18 protein-coding genes are annotated in these 15,526 nt (G+C 61.2%); 7 read left to right on the top strand and 11 right to left on the bottom strand.

Annotation, left to right across the window (positions count from 1 at the left end):
• Positions 1 to 6: 6 nt before the first annotated feature.
• The 4 genes from L1073_RS07495 to L1073_RS07480 all read right to left on the bottom strand — a co-directional run bounded on the left by L1073_RS07495 (position 7) and on the right by L1073_RS07480 (position 3,675).
• A complete protein-coding gene (locus L1073_RS07495; RefSeq protein ID WP_246898082.1) occupies positions 7 to 681 on the bottom strand; it encodes a metallophosphoesterase in 675 nt (224 codons plus the stop codon).
• Positions 682 to 723: 42 nt separating this feature from the next.
• Complete coding sequence (locus L1073_RS07490) at positions 724 to 975, bottom strand: hypothetical protein (protein WP_246898081.1); 252 nt, start codon at positions 973 to 975, stop codon at positions 724 to 726.
• An 81-nt stretch (positions 976 to 1,056) separates the two neighbouring features.
• A complete protein-coding gene (locus L1073_RS07485; RefSeq protein WP_246898079.1) occupies positions 1,057 to 2,766 on the bottom strand; it encodes a potassium/proton antiporter in 1,710 nt (569 codons plus the stop codon).
• A gap of 66 nt (positions 2,767 to 2,832) precedes the next feature.
• The gene (locus L1073_RS07480; RefSeq protein WP_246898078.1) at positions 2,833 to 3,675 is read right to left on the bottom strand and encodes a hypothetical protein; all 843 of its coding nucleotides are present in this window, start codon (positions 3,673 to 3,675) and stop codon (positions 2,833 to 2,835) included.
• Between the two features lie 222 nt (positions 3,676 to 3,897).
• On the opposite strand from L1073_RS07480, the gene L1073_RS07475 reads away from it, so the two are divergent.
• From L1073_RS07475 to L1073_RS07465, 3 genes are all read left to right on the top strand, one after another.
• Positions 3,898 to 4,659 (top strand): ABC transporter ATP-binding protein, encoded by a 762-nt coding sequence (locus tag L1073_RS07475; protein WP_246898077.1) that lies wholly within the window; start codon positions 3,898 to 3,900, stop codon positions 4,657 to 4,659.
• Complete coding sequence (locus L1073_RS07470; RefSeq protein WP_246898075.1) at positions 4,656 to 5,423, top strand: ABC transporter permease; 768 nt, start codon at positions 4,656 to 4,658, stop codon at positions 5,421 to 5,423. The genes L1073_RS07475 and L1073_RS07470 overlap by 4 nt, the downstream gene beginning before the upstream one ends.
• Before the next feature lie 119 nt (positions 5,424 to 5,542).
• Positions 5,543 to 6,529 carry an ABC transporter substrate-binding protein gene (locus L1073_RS07465; RefSeq protein ID WP_246898074.1) on the top strand — a complete coding sequence of 329 codons (987 nt, stop codon included), beginning with the start codon at positions 5,543 to 5,545 and terminating at the stop codon, positions 6,527 to 6,529.
• A gap of 57 nt (positions 6,530 to 6,586) precedes the next feature.
• Here the strand turns inward: L1073_RS07465 and L1073_RS07460 are convergent, their stop codons facing one another.
• Together L1073_RS07460 and L1073_RS07455 are read right to left on the bottom strand one after the other, a co-directional pair.
• A complete protein-coding gene (locus tag L1073_RS07460; protein ID WP_246898072.1) occupies positions 6,587 to 7,354 on the bottom strand; it encodes an alpha/beta fold hydrolase in 768 nt (255 codons plus the stop codon).
• A gap of 50 nt (positions 7,355 to 7,404) precedes the next feature.
• Entirely contained in the window at positions 7,405 to 8,079 is a 675-nt protein-coding gene (locus L1073_RS07455) for a 7-cyano-7-deazaguanine/7-aminomethyl-7-deazaguanine transporter (protein WP_246898070.1), read from the bottom strand.
• A gap of 492 nt (positions 8,080 to 8,571) precedes the next feature.
• On the opposite strand from L1073_RS07455, the gene L1073_RS07450 reads away from it, so the two are divergent.
• Positions 8,572 to 8,895: an ArsR/SmtB family transcription factor gene (locus L1073_RS07450; protein WP_246898068.1), complete on the top strand. Its 324-nt coding sequence runs from the start codon at positions 8,572 to 8,574 to the stop codon at positions 8,893 to 8,895.
• A gap of 18 nt (positions 8,896 to 8,913) precedes the next feature.
• Here L1073_RS07450 and sohB read toward each other — a convergent pair whose 3' ends face one another.
• On the bottom strand, positions 8,914 to 9,963 hold the full coding sequence (sohB, locus tag L1073_RS07445; protein ID WP_246898066.1) for a protease SohB: 1,050 nt from the start codon (positions 9,961 to 9,963) through the stop codon (positions 8,914 to 8,916).
• A 101-nt stretch (positions 9,964 to 10,064) separates the two neighbouring features.
• Here sohB and L1073_RS07440 point away from each other — a divergent pair, with 101 nt between their 5' ends.
• The gene (locus L1073_RS07440) at positions 10,065 to 10,382 is read left to right on the top strand and encodes an SCP2 sterol-binding domain-containing protein (protein WP_246898064.1); all 318 of its coding nucleotides are present in this window, start codon (positions 10,065 to 10,067) and stop codon (positions 10,380 to 10,382) included.
• A gap of 32 nt (positions 10,383 to 10,414) precedes the next feature.
• Here L1073_RS07440 and nudC read toward each other — a convergent pair whose 3' ends face one another.
• Genes nudC through L1073_RS07420 form a run of 4 tightly spaced genes read right to left on the bottom strand, consistent with a single transcriptional unit; the run spans position 10,415 to position 13,261 of the window.
• Positions 10,415 to 11,209 carry an NAD(+) diphosphatase gene (gene nudC / locus L1073_RS07435; protein WP_246898062.1) on the bottom strand — a complete coding sequence of 265 codons (795 nt, stop codon included), beginning with the start codon at positions 11,207 to 11,209 and terminating at the stop codon, positions 10,415 to 10,417.
• The gene (dnaQ, locus tag L1073_RS07430; protein ID WP_246898060.1) at positions 11,206 to 11,967 is read right to left on the bottom strand and encodes a DNA polymerase III subunit epsilon; all 762 of its coding nucleotides are present in this window, start codon (positions 11,965 to 11,967) and stop codon (positions 11,206 to 11,208) included. The genes nudC and dnaQ overlap by 4 nt, the downstream gene beginning before the upstream one ends.
• 3 nt (positions 11,968 to 11,970) lie before the next feature.
• Positions 11,971 to 12,438, bottom strand: a complete 468-nt coding sequence (gene rnhA, locus L1073_RS07425; protein WP_246898294.1) for a ribonuclease HI — start codon at positions 12,436 to 12,438, stop codon at positions 11,971 to 11,973.
• 19 nt (positions 12,439 to 12,457) lie between these two features.
• On the bottom strand, positions 12,458 to 13,261 hold the full coding sequence (locus L1073_RS07420; RefSeq protein ID WP_246898058.1) for a methyltransferase domain-containing protein: 804 nt from the start codon (positions 13,259 to 13,261) through the stop codon (positions 12,458 to 12,460).
• Positions 13,262 to 13,363: 102 nt separating this feature from the next.
• Between L1073_RS07420 and gloB the strand changes: the two genes are divergently transcribed.
• Positions 13,364 to 14,131 (top strand): hydroxyacylglutathione hydrolase, encoded by a 768-nt coding sequence (gene gloB / locus L1073_RS07415; protein ID WP_246898056.1) that lies wholly within the window; start codon positions 13,364 to 13,366, stop codon positions 14,129 to 14,131.
• A gap of 48 nt (positions 14,132 to 14,179) precedes the next feature.
• Complete coding sequence (locus tag L1073_RS07410) at positions 14,180 to 15,511, top strand: LysM peptidoglycan-binding domain-containing protein (protein WP_246898054.1); 1,332 nt, start codon at positions 14,180 to 14,182, stop codon at positions 15,509 to 15,511.
• Positions 15,512 to 15,526 lie beyond the last annotated feature (15 nt).

Genomic DNA, 15,526 nt, shown 5'->3' with positions numbered 1-15,526 from the left:
GCGTGGTTACAACGGCGACGATTCGATACCGCTCAACAGGGTGCGGGCTTCGATGAGCGTCAGCCTTCCCGTGGTGAAGGCGCCGGTGTCGATGTAGTGGACGTTCCCCAGACATATAGGGCGCTCCACAATAGTATGCCCCACCACCACGGCATCGATACCCCTGACCGGCGTCTCGTCGCCACGTCGGATGCGCGTTCTTCCCCAGAGCAGTTCCTGCGAAGGCGTCGCGACATTCCGCCAGTCCGCGGGTGGTTCGGCGTGAACGATACCGAGACGCTTACCGGCGACTGATATTTCGCGCGCATAGGGCATGCATGGCAAGACGTGCTGGAGCAACATCTGCACCTCGGCCAACCCCGCTTCCAGGGCCCAGGTACCGCCGTTGATCATCCAGGCATCACGCGTTTTAAGACTGCCCCTTTCCTCGCCCAGCAACGCGTCATGCGCCAGCATTTCATGATTGCCACGCACGGCGTAAAACCAAGGCTCGAGGGCGAGAGACAAACACTGGAGGCTCTCGGCACCACGATCGATCAAATCCCCGACGCTGAACAGCCTATCTCGTTGACGGTCGAAACCGACCCCACTCAACTTGTCATGAAGCAACGCCAGTTGGCCGTGTATATCACCGACGATGAAATCGCGGCCGTGCTCATTGGGATCGTGCCGTTGAATCACGCAAACGGCTCCTTATCGACTGAAGAACACCACGCGGATCGATTAAATATCGCGAAACGTCGGCTTTTCAACGTGCCGAAGATCATAACGCGAGTCGATACCCTCTCGCTCCAGTGCTTTCGCCAGCAGCTCATCGACGCTGGCACGCCGATGCGGCCCGGCCATCTCGACGCTCTCGAAGTCACGCGCTTCGCATTCCGGACACCTTGCTTCCAGCGGCCGTCGCGTTGCCTGGATGAACACTTCGACCTGACAAGCGCGACAACGATAAAGGCGCCGGTGGGGCATGGACATGTCAAACTCCGCAGGACAAAACAGTCGATTCAGCGTAGAACAAGATAACGCGCTACGCGCTATTGAATTCACTTCTCTGGCTCAGTGATAAAGCCTCAAACCGACCCTTGTTATCCGATTGCCTTCTACCGCGCTGACGACCCAGTGAAAGCCATGCCAATCGACATCGTCCCCCACCACGGGATGACCACCGACGCGCAGCGACACGAACTCGCCCAGAGTCATGTTCTGCTCCCCTGCGCTCAGGGTCAGTCCATAGGCATCCGCCACGTCGCTCATGATGGCTTCACCATCCAGTGTAAAGGTACCGAAGAAGGCGCGCTCACGCTTGAGCGTGGCATCTCCGTTGAACAAGCGATTGAGCGCCGGCAGATCCTCACTGCGCCCGATGACGCAAATGACATCGCCAAGTTTCAGCCGCGTGCTGCCTTTGGCATGCAGCATGGTGTGCTTGCGAAACAGACCGGAAATCAAGGCCCCCGACGGGAAACGCAACAAGCGAATAGGCACATCCTCGAGCGCTTCGTTCTCGACCTTGTAGACGAACATTTCATAATCGTTTTCCGGTAGCACGCCCAACGCGCCGCGACGATTGGGCGTTGTGCCAGCGGGTACTTCGACGCGCATCCAACGCGCTATCCTCGCCAAGGAGGCACCCTGCATCAATAGCGACATCAGCACCACGAAGAAGGCGACGTTGAAATACAGCGTCGCATTCTCGACACCGGCAATCACCGGAAAAATGGCCAGCACGATAGGCACTGCACCGCGCAAGCCCACCCAGGAAATGAAACCAAGCTCTCGCCAGCGAAAACTGAAGAATGGCTTGAGCGCTACCAGCACGGCCAACGGGCGCGCCACAAAGATCAAGCCTAACGCCAAGACAGCCCCCGGCACGGCGTAATCGATCATTTCGCTGGGCGTCACCAACAATCCTAGCACCAGGAAAAGCCCGATCTGGCTCAACCACGCCAACCCATCGTGAACCGGCAGAATATGCGTGAGATGCCGCCCCGGCTGGTTGCCGATCATCAAGCCCGCCAGATAAATCGCCAGAAAACCGCTACCGCCAGTCGCGCTGGCCAAACCGAAGATTAAAAAGCCCAACGCCAGCGCCAATAGTGAATAAAGCCCCGACGCCAGGTCGAGCCAGCGCAGCAGCTTGGCCGCCAACCAGCCACCCCCGACCCCGAACAACAAGCCCAGCCCGAACTGCGAGACGAACGTCATCAGCGTATGCCAGACACCGCTGGTACCGTTTACCAGCACTTCAGCCAGGGTAATCGTCAAGAAAATCGCCATCGGATCGTTGGTGCCCGACTCGATCTCCAGCGTCGCGCCCACTCGTTCGTTGAGCGTCACACCCTGACCGCTGAGCATCGAAAAGACTGCGGCAGCGTCCGTGGAGCCCACAATCGCACCGACCAGCAAACCTTCCACCAGGGAAAGATCGAATATCCAGGTCGCAAACAGGCCGACGAGCCCGCTGGTCACGAAGACTCCCAATGTCGCCAGGGAAAGCGCCGGCCTGAGCCCCACGCGGAACGTCTTGAGTCGCGTGCGCAAGCCGCCGTCGAGAAGGATCATCGCCAGCGCCAGATGCCCGATCAGGTAGGCAAGCGAATAGTCGTCGAACTCGATGCCCAGCACGCCTTCCTCGCCGGCCATCATGCCCAACCCAAGGAACAGCACCAGCAGCGGCACGCCGATGCGCGACGAGACACGGCTCGCCACGATGCTCAACGCGATCAGGAACCCTGAAAATAAAAAAAGGCTGTTGATGGTATCCACGACTAACGACTATCTCCCTGAATTCAAGGACCTAGTATGCCATGTTCCGACGATCCATGCTGCTACCTACATCAACCAGGCGGGCTGCGATTTCAAGATATGCCAGTCGATATCGCCCTGTAACCGCATGGCCCAGATAAGCGCGCGCATTCCCATGCGGTATTCGCCAAGCGCGACATCCGGCGACTGCCGTCGGTAGGCAGTGACAAAAGCATCTCGCTCAGCGGATCCAGTCATCAGCAGTTCGGCCACGCATAGATCGAACTCGAGCGGCGCCCATACCAGCGCCTCCCAATCACTCCATAGCCAACCGGTGGCGCCGCACAGGAACTGATCGGCACGCAAATCGGGCAGGCACCACACCGCGCGTGACGGCACGGGAAAATCGGGCAGCGTCTGCCAATCGGCGCAACGTGGGTGGTGCCTCAAAAAATCGTGCGCCCGGCGCGGCCACTGCGAGAGCGGCCAGACCGTCTCCAGAGGATGCCCCCAGCCCGACACCATTTCGCGATGCAGATACCCCAACTGACTCCCCAAAAGTTCAGCGAACGCTTCTCCCATCCGGGCCGACGTACCATCGCTCCAGGGCAGGCTCCAGAGCGGCGTCTGGTGCAGCGCGCCCAGATACGTCAAGGGTAATGGCGGCAGAGGCAAATGTGTCGGCAAGGCACCGGCCAAACGCGTCAGTGCCTCGGGGCAGCGCCAACGATCGAAACCGAAGAGTCGCTCCATCCCCTGCCAGAATGGGTCCCGAGCGGGATACGTACGTGCCAGCTTGAGCAACTGCGGCGCTTCATTGCATGTACACCACAGCCAGTTGGCGCTGTCATCCCAGGCCAGTGGCAACGGGGCAAGCGCATGACCGGTGAAGACCTCGACGCGATGCGTCAATGCGGGATCGGGATACATGCACACTCCTGACAGCCCAAGGGATAACGAGACGGCGACCCCTGCACGACTGGGCAGTCACCATCGTATCAGGATACAATAACCGTCTCTGGATAGGGGTGCCCACCACGCAATGGGCTGAGAGCGCCACGCGCAACCCTGGAACCTGACCCGGCTAGCACCGGCGGAGGAAATACCAGAGCGTGCCGTCGGCACGTCCTTCGCCCCATTCATGGAGCATTGATGACGTCCCTCGGTTTTTCACTGTCCCAGGCACGGCTCGCCTTCTCGGGGCAATGGCTATTCGATGGCCTTTCGGCCGACTTCGCACCCGGCAGTTGGACGGGGCTGCTCGGCCGTAGTGGCAGTGGCAAAAGCTCCTTGCTACGCATGATCGCCGACCTGCCCATTCCCGATACCCATGATTTGGCCCTCTCCACCGGGGATCAGCGCCCGTTGGCCGGCCGCCTGGCGTGGATGGCCCAACAGGATCAGTTGCTTCCCTGGCGCAAGGTCATCGACAACGTACTGCTCGGTCCTGCGCTGCGCGGGCGCCCCACGGCGGCGCAACGTCAACGCGCCATGGCCCTGCTCGACGACGTCGGCCTAAGCGACAAGGCCGAACAATGGCCCAAGACGCTCTCCGGCGGGCAACGACAGCGAGTAGCGTTGGCGCGCACGCTTTTCGAGGATGCGCCGGTGGTATTGATGGACGAGCCCTTTTCCGCCGTCGACGCCATTACGCGTCTGGAACTGCATGAGCTCGCCGCGCGCCTGCTGGCCGGTCGCACCGTATTATTAGTCACGCACGATCCCCTCGAAGCCCTGCGCCTGAGCGATCATATCCTGATACTCGGCGGCCAGCCGGCCTCGTTGCGCGACTTCGAGGTTCCCGACGGGCAACGTCCGCGTGCCCTCGATGCCCCCGACGTGCAACGCATGCAATCGCAGTTGGTGGCGCGCCTCCATGCGCCCCATGGCGATCCCGAGGGGAGCGTCTCATGAGCATACTCAAGCGTTTCTGGCCCGCTTTTTTAGGGATTCTCTCCCTACTCGGGCTTTGGCAAGCACTCGTCGTCATCACCGGTGTTCCCGGCTATGTACTGCCCTCACCGCTGGCCGTCATGCAAGCGTTCGCGGCGCATCAGCAACTGTTGTGGCATCATGCCGGTATCACGGTGATCGAGATCGTCGCGGGGCTGCTCATCGGGTGCCTAAGCGGACTAGGCACCGCGTTGGCCCTGGCACGCTTTCACGGCTTGCGACGTACCTTGCTGCCGATCCTGCTGATCAGCCAAGCCGTGCCCTTGTTCGCCCTCGCACCCATTCTCATGCTATGGCTAGGCTACGGGATGACCGCGAAAATCGTCATGGCCACGTTGATCATTTATTTCCCGGTCGCCTCGACATGCTACGACGGCCTGCGCCAGACGCCTCAAGGATGGCTGGACCTAGCCCAGACACTAGGGGCCAACCGTCGACGCCGACTGTTGCGCATCCAACTGCCCGCCGCCTTGCCGGCGCTGGCGTCGGGTATGCGCATGGCCGCCAGCGCCGCCCCCATCGGCGCGGTGATCGGCGAATGGGTCGGTTCGAGCCAAGGCCTGGGCTACTTGATGCTCGATGCCAACGCGCGCATGCAGGTCGACCTGATGTTTGCCGCCCTACTGATTCTCGTCACCTTCGGGGTCGCGCTCTACTTCACCACCGATGCCGTGATGCGACGCCTCATGCCCTGGCACGAAGACCGTACCGGCGCCACTAGCTGACAACCACCCAAGGGACAGCGCACGCTATCGCGTGGCAACGTTCCATACACCGCCTTTCACGGCGATAACGATAATGCCCGCCACGCTTCAACGAGCGGGGATCCGCAGGAGAACATCACATGCTACGTTTGACTCGACGCCTCATGGGAGCATGCCTTGCGCTGGCATTGATCGCTCCCGGCCCGACATGGGCCACAGATGACGACGACACCTCGGAGACGACATCTCTGAAGGTCATGCTCGACTGGTACACCAACCCATCTCACGCCCCTCTGGTCATCGCCCAGCAACGCGGCATCTTCGAACGTCACGGACTCGACGTGGAATTGATTTCACCCGCCGATCCCAGCGTCCCTCCCAAGCTGGTTGCCGCCGGCAAGATCGACATGGCTATCAGCTACCAACCTCAGTTGCATCTACAAGTCGATCAGGGCTTGCCGTTGGTACGCGTGGGCACGCTGATCGCAACGCCCCTCAACATCACGCTGGTGCGCGCCGACAGCGATATCGAAAGCATGAAAGACCTGGCCGGCAAAAGCATCGGCTATTCGGTAGGCGGCGTCGAGGAAGTGCTGCTCAATACCATGCTCGAGCACAATGGCGTAGCGCCGGATGACGTCGAGATGGTCAACGTCAACTTCGCGCTGACACCGGCACTCATCGGCGAAAAAGTCGATGCCGTCACCGGTGCGTTTCGCAACTTCGAACTGGCCCAGATGGCGCAGGAAGGCGTCAAGGGGCGCGCCTTCTATATCGAGGAGGAAGGCGTGCCCACCTACGATGAACTGATCTTCATCGCCAATCGCGACACCCTGGATGCACATCGCGATGCCTATACCCGTCTCATGGCCGCCATCGAGGAAGCCACGGCGTGGATCATCAATCATCCCGATAAGGGCTGGGAAGCCTTCAAAGCCTCCGATCCGGCGCTGGACACGCCGGTCAACGAGAAAGCCTGGTACAACACCATCCCGCGCTTCGCCTTGCGGCCTGCGGCCCTCGACGGCCAGCGTTACGAGGCCTTCGAGTCGTTTCTGCTCGAGCGTGGCCAGATCAAGGCCAAGAGCCCGCTGTCGCGTCTCGCTGTCGATCTCAGCCAGCCTTGACCCCAATGCCGCCGGCCATGCGGGGGAACGTTTCTCGCAGGTGGCCGGCACGCTATTTCACGGCGTTAAAAAGCGTGCCAGGGCCTCCCGAAATGCCTCGGGTTGTTCAGCATGCAACCAATGCCCGGCATCGGGAACGGTCTCGACACGCGCCTCCGGCAACACCGACTCGACCGCCGGCAAGGCATCGTCGTCAACGTAATCGGAACGCTCGCCACGCAGTACCAATGTCGGCCCCGTATAGGTGCCTTCACCATCCGGCACTGCGACGATATGGGCGTAGTCTTCTTCAATCTCGTCGAGTCCCACGCGCCACACCAGCGTGTCATCCTCGCCACGAACCAGATTGGTCGCCAGGAACTGCCGCGTCGCCGGGGTCTCGACGAATTCCGCCATGATCCGATCGGCTTCCTTGCGATCCGAAGGCGGCTGCCGCTCGACCGCACGCATAGCCTTGAAGATCGCTTCGTGTCCGTGCTCGTAAGCAATCGGCGCGATGTCGGCGACGATCAAGCGCGCAACGCGCTCAGGCGCTTGACGCGCCAACGTGATGGCCACCTTGCCGCCCATCGAGTGACCCAGCAGATCGCAGTTGTCGATCTCCAGACGCTCCAGCAAGGCCTCGACGTCCGCCGCCTGGGCGGCATAGCCCATGCCGACTTCATGAGGCGATTTTCCATGGTTGCGTAGATCGACGGCGATCACGCGGCGGCTTTCCTGCCAGCGTTTGATATGCGAACGCCAGTTGTCGGCGCTTCCGAACAAGCCGTGCAACACCACCAGCGGGCGCCCGGCGCCACCGGTATCGACATGATGTAATTCCACAATTTGCCTCGTCAGCCATTCAAGTATGCCGGCATGATACCAGAGGCGTTTCAGGCATTGCGTCCCGGCACCTCTTCGGAGTCATCAGCGACATGTGCCAGGCGGCGCGTCACCGCCGCCAGCAGCACGCCATACAACGGCAGGAAGAAAGCCAGGCTGACACTCAGCTTGATGGCATAATCCACCCAGGCGATTTCGACCCAGTGCGCGCTCATGAAGTCATTGGGCCCATTCCAGAAGGCGATGGCGAAAAACGCGAAGGTATCGGCCAGGTTGCCCAATAGCGTCGAAAACGCTGGTGCCACCCACCAGGCGCGCAGCCGCCGCATCCGATCGAAGACGTGAATGTCCAGCAACTGTCCCAGCACATAGGCCATGAAACTCGCCAAGGCGATACGCCCTACGAACAGGTTCCAATCCCCCAGCGCCGAGACTCCCTGGAAGGCACCATCCTGAAACAGTACCGAGACCACGTAGGAAATCAGCAAAGCGGGCAGCATGACGCGCGCGATGGTCGTTCGTGCCCGGCTTTTTCCGAACAGACGCACGGTCAAGTCCGTGGCGAGAAAGATGAACGGAAAGCTGAACGCTCCCCAGGTGGTGTGCACACCGAACATCGAAAACGGCAATTGCACCAGGTAATTGCTCGCCGCGATAACGATGATATGGAAACTCACGAGCCACCCCATCAAGCGGCGCGCCTGACGAGAATCGAGCACAAACATGTAATACCTTTTTAGTTGCCGAAAGAGGCCGAGGGGTAAGGGAACCCTCAAGGCAGGACGACGCGAAAGACGTCGGGCGAAAGCGGTAGAATTGTAAAGGGTCTCCTCGATATCGACCAGCGCACACGCCACTGGCCGATGCCAGTGGATCACCCATCATCTGCTGTGACACCATGAACCATGGGAACTAACTGCGTAACTTCAATGCCTTATGAATAAACTGGAATCATCTCAGGTGCTCACAGCATTGCTAGCAAAAGCAACCAGCCACCCTGATCGTTTAAATACCGTTTAAGACTACCTTGGACAGGGCTGGCGAAGTTATTGAAGATTCGCTAAATCAAGAATGAGTAACAGGGAATGACAGCTTGTCCAAATGGCGTAAGGATACACCGGACACGCCCGTCATTCGACACAGAGCATCCCTTTGCCGTGAGCGCTTCATCCCCCGCTCTCGGCAATCCATCGCAATCCCAATCTAGGAGAGACAATATGCGCCAGCTCCAGCCTGCCTCCGCCCTGATCGACGCCGGTTACGGCGCCATCGACAAGGGCACGATGCTGCTCAAGGCCATGGCCAACGAAAACCGCCTGCGTATCCTGTGCCTGCTCGACGGCGTAGAGCTTTCGGTCACCGAGCTGAACCGCAAGCTCAACCTCAGCCAGTCGGCGCTCTCGCAGCACCTGGCCATCCTGCGCCGCGAGAACCTGGTGGTCACACGCCGCGCCTCGCAGACCATCTACTACTCCCTCGCGGGCGATGAGGCCCGAACGGTGGTCGATTCGCTGATCGCACTCTACGGCAAATCTCGCTAATAAAGCTCTGGCAGCGGCTCAGCGCCGCTGCCAACCGCTGGCTTCCAAGCGTTCCATGACGCGATCCCCGAGACGCTCGATCCCCATCGAGGCACCTACTCCGACACGCTGCAATAGCGAATGCCGCGGCTCTAGTGTCACATGCAGGACCCGAGCTTCCTTCATCCGCGTCGCAAGATAGCCATCGCTGGTAGCGATCTCATCGATCAAGCCATCCTCGTGGGCCTGGCGGCCATACCAGATTTCGCCGGTCGCCACCGTGTCGATATCCAGCGCCGGACGCCGTTCGCCGACGTAACGTTTGAAGAGATCATGCGTTTCCTGCAAATCGTCGAGAAACTTGGCACGACCCTCGTCGGTATTTTCCCCGAACACGGTCAAGGTCCGCTTGTAACGCCCTGCCGTGAGCAGCTCTACATCGATATCGTGCTTCTTGAGCAAGCGATGTACATTGGGCACCTGCGCAACCACACCGATCGACCCGATAACGGCGAACGGTGCCGCGATCAAGCGATGCGCACAGCAGGCCATCATGTAACCGCCGCTGGCGGCGACCTTGTCGACGCATACGGTAAGATGCGCCCCCGCATCACGTAGCCGGTCGAGCTGGGCGGCGGCGAGTCCGTAGGAATGCACCAGACCGCCGCCCGAGGTGAGACGCACGACCACTTCATCCTCGGCCTGCAATTCGTCGAGCAACAGCGAGACCTGCTCTGCAAGCTGTGGAGTACGCGACGCCTTGAGATCGCCATCGAAATCGAGCACCCACACCCGCGATGGCCCCTCGTCAGGCGTGTCATTCTTCCCTTTTCGGCGTGCCTTTTCCTGCTTGCGCAACGCCTTCTGTGCGCGCCGCCGCTGTGCTGGTGCCATGGCGGCCAAGCGCAGCGATTCACGTCGCCGCCGCTGACGTTCATTCAATGCCACCACGCGCAGACGGTTGTCCTCGCCTTGTCCGCTGGCGCGCTGCTTGAGGGACACCACCAGCACAACCAGTACGCCCAGGGCGATGACCAGTGTCGCCAGTTTGGCGGCGAACAGGGCGTATTCCGCTATCCATTCAATCACGTCGCTTCCTCATGCTTGGATGACAATCGATACAGCCCTTGTATGAAACATTTGTTTGAAATAGGCTGGGAGCTTCCATCAACACCATAGAGTGACCGATCATGGCCGACGCCAGCACCGTCATCGAAAAACTTCAGTCGCGCTTCGATCCTGCCGCCGCCAGGGGCATGAATGATATTTTCCAGTTTCATATCAGCGATGCAGAAGACTATTACCTTCAAGTTCAGGACGGTACCCTGGACGTTCAACAAGGCGAGCACGACGACCCTTCCGTCAGCCTAACCACCGACACCGAAACGCTGAGAGGCGTGATGAGCGGCGAGATCAACGGTATGCAGGCCTTCATGAGCGGCAAACTGAAGGCCGCCGGTAATGTCATGCTGGCCACCAAGCTCACTAGCCTGTTCCCCAGCGGCTAATTCCTCGCCACCTTTTCACACCATCACGTCTCTCAGCGCATCGCCACCGCGCTGAGGTGCGTCTCGATCAATTGACGCGAGATCGAATGGCTGGGGGGCAGCTCCGGTAAATGGCGCGGCGTGAACCAGGCAGCATCGGCGATCTCCACGCCATCGATGCGGATACGTCGGCTGGCCGCTTCGGCGAAGAACCCCAGCATCAGTGAATGCGGAAACGGCCATGATTGGCTGCGAAAGAAACGCACTCGCCCGATCTCGACGCCGACTTCCTCGTGAACTTCACGACGTACGGCGTTTTCGGCGGTTTCCCCCGGCTCGATGAACCCCGCCAGGGTGGAATAACGCCGCGCAGGGAAACGCCCGTTGCGTGCCAGCAACAGATCCTGCCCATGGGTAACCAGGGTAATGATGCACGGCGAGATGCGCGGATAGCTGCGATGACCGCAAGCCTTGCACTGCATGGCAAACTCGTGCGATAGACGCTGCATCGGCGTCCCGCAGCGCCCGCAAAAACGATGATCACGCGCCCAGGCGGACACCTGCAGCGCCGTGGCCAGTAGATCGCCCTGCGCAGCAGGCAAACGCGCCAGCCAATCACGCGCTGCAGGCCAGCTCGCCTCGCCACTCTCGTGCGCCATCGCAACCGGCAAGCCTTGCCACATTCCCAGCGGCATGGCCTGCTCCGGCCAGGCACCGGGCGCCTGCAGAATCCCCCCCTCTTCGCCGGGCGCGATACCCGTTTCACCGAAACGAATCCAATAGCCCCAAGGCGGCGTCTCCGCGCCGGGAAGCTCTCTCACGAATGCCGGTGTCGACGTAGTCGTCATGACGGCCCCTGCGTCGCCTCGTCCAACGCATCCCAATGACATTCGCCCGCCGCCTGGCGAATGCTATCGAGCTTGGCTCGATGGGCACTCAATTCCGCTTCGCTAGGCTGCGTCACCGCTATCGTCAGCCCTTCCCGCGCCACACGCCGTATGCCGCTGACGCTATTCTCCCTCTCCGCATCGTCGCCAGCGGCAGCTTCGACACCGGCTAACGAAAGTGCCGTCTGCCCCCCGGTCATCGCCAGGTAGACATCGGACAGAATTTCCGCATCCAGCAACGCGCCGTGGAGAACCCGGCGACCGTTATCGATATCATACCGCTTGCACAGCGCATCCAGGCTATTGCGCTGCCCAGGGTGCAGCTTGCGCGCCATGCCCAGCGTATCGAGCACACCGCAGTGCTCGGCGACCGGCCCCAACCGCGGCCCGCCACGCTTGTTATGCAGCAGGCCGAATTCGTGATCGATGAAGCCGACGTCGAACGCCGCGTTGTGGATCACCAGCTCGGCGCCGCGGATGTATTCCCAGAAGGCATCGGCGACATCCGCGAACACCGGCTCGTCGGCGACGCGCTCATTGGTGATACCATGTATCTCCACGGCCTCGGGCTCGATATCGCGCTCGGGGTTGATGTATTGATGGAAGTTGTTGCCGGTCAGTCGGCGATTGACCACCTCCACCGCCCCGATCTCGATCAAGCGATGGCCTTCCTTGGGGTCGATACCGGTCGTTTCGGTGTCCAGTACGATCTGACGCATTGCTTACTCTTCTCCTGCCATGGCCCGCCGCTGAGCCGCCTGAACATCATCGGTGGCGGCGTTGGCGAGCGTATCGGCCAGTTCGTTACCTTCGTGGCCACTGTGTCCTTTGACCCAGTGCCATTCGATCCGATGGCGCTGAGTTTCCTCGAGTAGTTCACGCCACAGCTCGGCGTTCTTGACCGGCTGCTTGGCGGCGGTCTTCCAACCACGCTTGATCCAGCCATGGACCCACTGGGTAATCCCCTTGCGCAGGTACTCGGAATCGGTCCATAGCGCCACTTCGCAGGAACGCGTCAAGATCCGCAGCGCCTGAATCGCGGCCGTCAGTTCCATGCGGTTGTTGGTGGTCTCGGCCTCGCCGCCATTGAGGGTTTTCTCGTGCTGCCCATAACGCAGCACCGCCCCCCAGCCGCCGGGGCCAGGGTTACCGCGACAGGCGCCGTCGGTATAAATGGTCACGCGGGGCATGTCGCCCACAGTGGGAGTGTCAGTCAACCTCGGCCATCCTATCGTCGTGGGCGTGCGTAGCGCGATCCGAGCGCGCGCTGTGATCGCGATGAAGCGCGGCAGGGCCGAGCCAACTGCCCGTCATCGAATCGCGGCGCAGCGAGGTACGCAGCGGCTGTACAGGGATCTTCTTACGCCGGGCCACGATCAGATAGCACTCCCCAAAGGGCAGGTTATAGCGACGCCCCAGCGTTTCGAGCCCCAGGTTATGAACATGCCCGCCAGGCAGGCGAAAGCCGCAGTAGTCTACGCGGTCGATCTCGAAATCGACAAACGCCAACCACTCCCGCAGCCGGCCGCTGCGTCGCCAGCGACCCTTGCAAGGCCAACGCCGCCGACTGGCAGGAGACAAATGCCCCAGAACATCGGCACCGAAGGGGTTCCAACCCATCATGACCAGCAAGCCATCATCGCGCGTGACACGTGCTGCCTCACGCAGCAGGTGGTGCGCGTCGGGCATCACCTCCAACAGATGGTGCACCAGCACGAGGTCGAGGCTTTCATCGGCAAGCGGCAAGGCACTGGGGTCGCACACCAAGGTGGCGTCATCCTGAGCCAAGGCGCGCGTCGGCGCCCAACTCATCGCATGCCGAATAGGGCACATATCGGTCAACCGCGACGCCATGCCGAGCTGCAGGCTATGAGAGCCAAAGCGCGATTCACAGAGCGGCCCCAGACACGCACGCTGTGCCTGCCATAAGGCAACGCCGTCTTCAGAGCCCCAGAAGCGGCGCCCCTCGCGGACGGCTTGCGCCAGCGTCATTGGCATATGCGAATTTGACACGACGGCCCATTCCCCCCAAGGTTATCGCATTTTACGCTGTCGTCCGCCATCGCGCATGGCGTGACAGGCGTGTTTCCGACGTTTGCCGAGGTCTAGCGTATTATGTTGACCGTGATTCCACTTCCTGCGTTCCAGGACAACTATATCTGGCTGCTCCGTCAGGATGCCAGCGATAAGGTAGCGATCGTCGATCCCGGCGATGCGCAACCCGTCATCGAATACCTGGAGCGTGAAAACCTGAACCTGGTGGCGATTCTGGTCACCCACCATCATCACGATCACACCGGCGGCATCGAAACGCTGGTCAAACGCTACGGGCCGCGCGTGATAGGCCCTGACAATTCGGCCATCCCCGCCGTTGAAGAAGTCGTTGGCGACGGCGACGACTTCCGCGTGCAGGGTCGGCGCTTCGAAGTCTTCGCAGTCCCTGGCCATACGCTCGACCATATCGCGTTCTATGCCCCCGGAACGCCGGGACTACTGTTCTGCGGCGACGTGATGTTCTCGGCCGGGTGCGGGCGCTTGTTCGAAGGTGAGCCGGCGCAAATGCAACGCTCGCTCGAGCGCCTTGCTGCATTGCCCGATGACACCATGGTGTTCGCGGGCCACGAATATACGCTGGCCAACCTGCACTTCTCTCAGGCGGCCGAGCCCGATAACCCCACGCGGGATGCCTATCTCGAAGAGTGCGAAAAGGCACGCCGGCTGGAGCGCCCCACGCTACCCACCAACATCGGCGTCGAGCGCCAGATCAATCCCTTCTTGCGCATCGACCAACCCGGCCTGCTCAGCGCAGTGGCCGAGCAAGGTAACGCCGACGACGCCAGCAGTGCCTTCGCCACGTTGCGCGAATGGAAAAACCGTTTCTAGCAACGCCATCACCGGCTGCCGTCTAAGTCCTCGAGAGGTTTGCTTCCCATGCACGTTCGATCGACCCGCCGCCAAGTCCTTGGCTTGGCGGGAGGTCTTTTCCTGACCACCTTGCCCCTGCCCGCGCTAGCGGCCAGCGGCTCACCGACCGGCGACGACGCGGCTACATCGGCGCAACATACGACCTTCTGGCAAGCACTGGAGCTTCAAAGCGCCGCACAGGCCGATACCTGGACACGCCTTAAAACCGGCTTCGGCCTGCCCCACGACATCGAGAATCCGCGCGTCAAGGAATGGCTCGACTATTTTGCCGTGCACCCTCAATACGTCTCGAGCATGGCCCAGAATGCGCGCCCCTGGTTACGCTGGGTCACCCGGCAGCTCGAAGCGCGCGACATGCCCACCGAGCTGGCCCTTTTGCCCTTCATCGAGAGCGCCTACGATCCCACCGCCGCCCATGCCGGCGGCGCTGCAGGACTATGGCAGTTCATGCCGGGCACCGGCGAGGCGATGGGGCTCAACGATACCTGGTGGTATGACGGCCGTCGGGATGTCATGGCCTCGACGAAGGCCGCGCTCGATTATCTGCAGACACTCGCCACACAGTGGTATGACGGCGATCTCGAGCTTGCCCTGGCGGCTTACAATGCTGGCGCGGGCACGGTCAATCGTGCGCGTGAGCAGGCCGCCGCCCAAGGCAAGCCCATCGATTACTGGCACCTCTCGCTACCCGGGCAGACCATGGATTATGTTCCCAAGCTGCTGGCGTTGGCGGCAGTGGTATCCGACCCGCAACGCTATTCGGTCACCCTGCCCGATATTCCCGATCGCCCCGCCATTGCTCAGGTACAAGCCAAAGGCCAACTCGCGCTGACCGATGCCGCGCGGCTCGCCGGGGTCAGCGAGCAACGCCTGCGCGAACTGAACCCGGCACTTAGACGCGAGGCGACACGCCCCAATCAGAATGCCAAGTTGGTAATTCCCGCCGACAGCCGCCAGCGCTTTCTCGCCAAGCTCGATACGCTGCCCGCCGAGAAGCGTCAGCCCAAGGCGCATTACGTGGTCAAACGCGGCGATACACTCTCCGGCATCGCCGCGCGGCATGACATTCCTGTCGGTGTCCTACGTCAGCAGAATGGCCTCGACGGCGACTTGCTGCGTATTGGTCAATCACTGATCATCCCGACCACTGGTCAGTCCGCCAGCTTGGCCAGTCGTGACACCACCCGCGAAGTGACCGTCAAACCGGGCGACAGCCTGTCACGTATTGCCGCGCGCCATGATGTCAGCGTCGACGCACTGGCCCGCTGGAACCAGCTTGATCGAAGCGCCTATCTGCAACCCGGGCAACGCCTGACCTTGCGCCAGGCCTCGCGCTGAGCGCATTGAGCGATA

This window comes from Chromohalobacter nigrandesensis (genome assembly GCF_023061285.1).
Taxonomy (GTDB): domain Bacteria; phylum Pseudomonadota; class Gammaproteobacteria; order Pseudomonadales; family Halomonadaceae; genus Chromohalobacter; species Chromohalobacter nigrandesensis.
The sequence above is the reverse complement of the archived record's forward strand: the minus strand, read 5'-3'. Positions and strand labels throughout refer to the sequence as shown.

Excerpts from the sequence above, each read along its gene's own strand:
- L1073_RS07490 (WP_246898081.1), bottom strand. The coding sequence starts at position 975 with ATGTCCATGCCCCACCGGCGCCTTTATCGTTGTCGCGCTTGTCAGGTC.
- L1073_RS07480 (WP_246898078.1), bottom strand. The coding sequence starts at position 3,675 with ATGTATCCCGATCCCGCATTGACGCATCGCGTCGAGGTCTTCACCGGT.
- L1073_RS07475 (WP_246898077.1), top strand. The coding sequence starts at position 3,898 with ATGACGTCCCTCGGTTTTTCACTGTCCCAGGCACGGCTCGCCTTCTCG.
- L1073_RS07470 (WP_246898075.1), top strand. The coding sequence starts at position 4,656 with ATGAGCATACTCAAGCGTTTCTGGCCCGCTTTTTTAGGGATTCTCTCC.
- L1073_RS07465 (WP_246898074.1), top strand. The coding sequence starts at position 5,543 with ATGCTACGTTTGACTCGACGCCTCATGGGAGCATGCCTTGCGCTGGCA.
- L1073_RS07455 (WP_246898070.1), bottom strand. The coding sequence starts at position 8,079 with ATGTTTGTGCTCGATTCTCGTCAGGCGCGCCGCTTGATGGGGTGGCTC.
- L1073_RS07450 (WP_246898068.1), top strand. The coding sequence starts at position 8,572 with ATGCGCCAGCTCCAGCCTGCCTCCGCCCTGATCGACGCCGGTTACGGC.
- L1073_RS07440 (WP_246898064.1), top strand. The coding sequence starts at position 10,065 with ATGGCCGACGCCAGCACCGTCATCGAAAAACTTCAGTCGCGCTTCGAT.
- nudC (WP_246898062.1), bottom strand. The coding sequence starts at position 11,209 with ATGACGACTACGTCGACACCGGCATTCGTGAGAGAGCTTCCCGGCGCG.
- dnaQ (WP_246898060.1), bottom strand. The coding sequence starts at position 11,967 with ATGCGTCAGATCGTACTGGACACCGAAACGACCGGTATCGACCCCAAG.
- rnhA (WP_246898294.1), bottom strand. The coding sequence starts at position 12,438 with ATGCCCCGCGTGACCATTTATACCGACGGCGCCTGTCGCGGTAACCCT.
- gloB (WP_246898056.1), top strand. The coding sequence starts at position 13,364 with ATGTTGACCGTGATTCCACTTCCTGCGTTCCAGGACAACTATATCTGG.
- L1073_RS07410 (WP_246898054.1), top strand. The coding sequence starts at position 14,180 with ATGCACGTTCGATCGACCCGCCGCCAAGTCCTTGGCTTGGCGGGAGGT.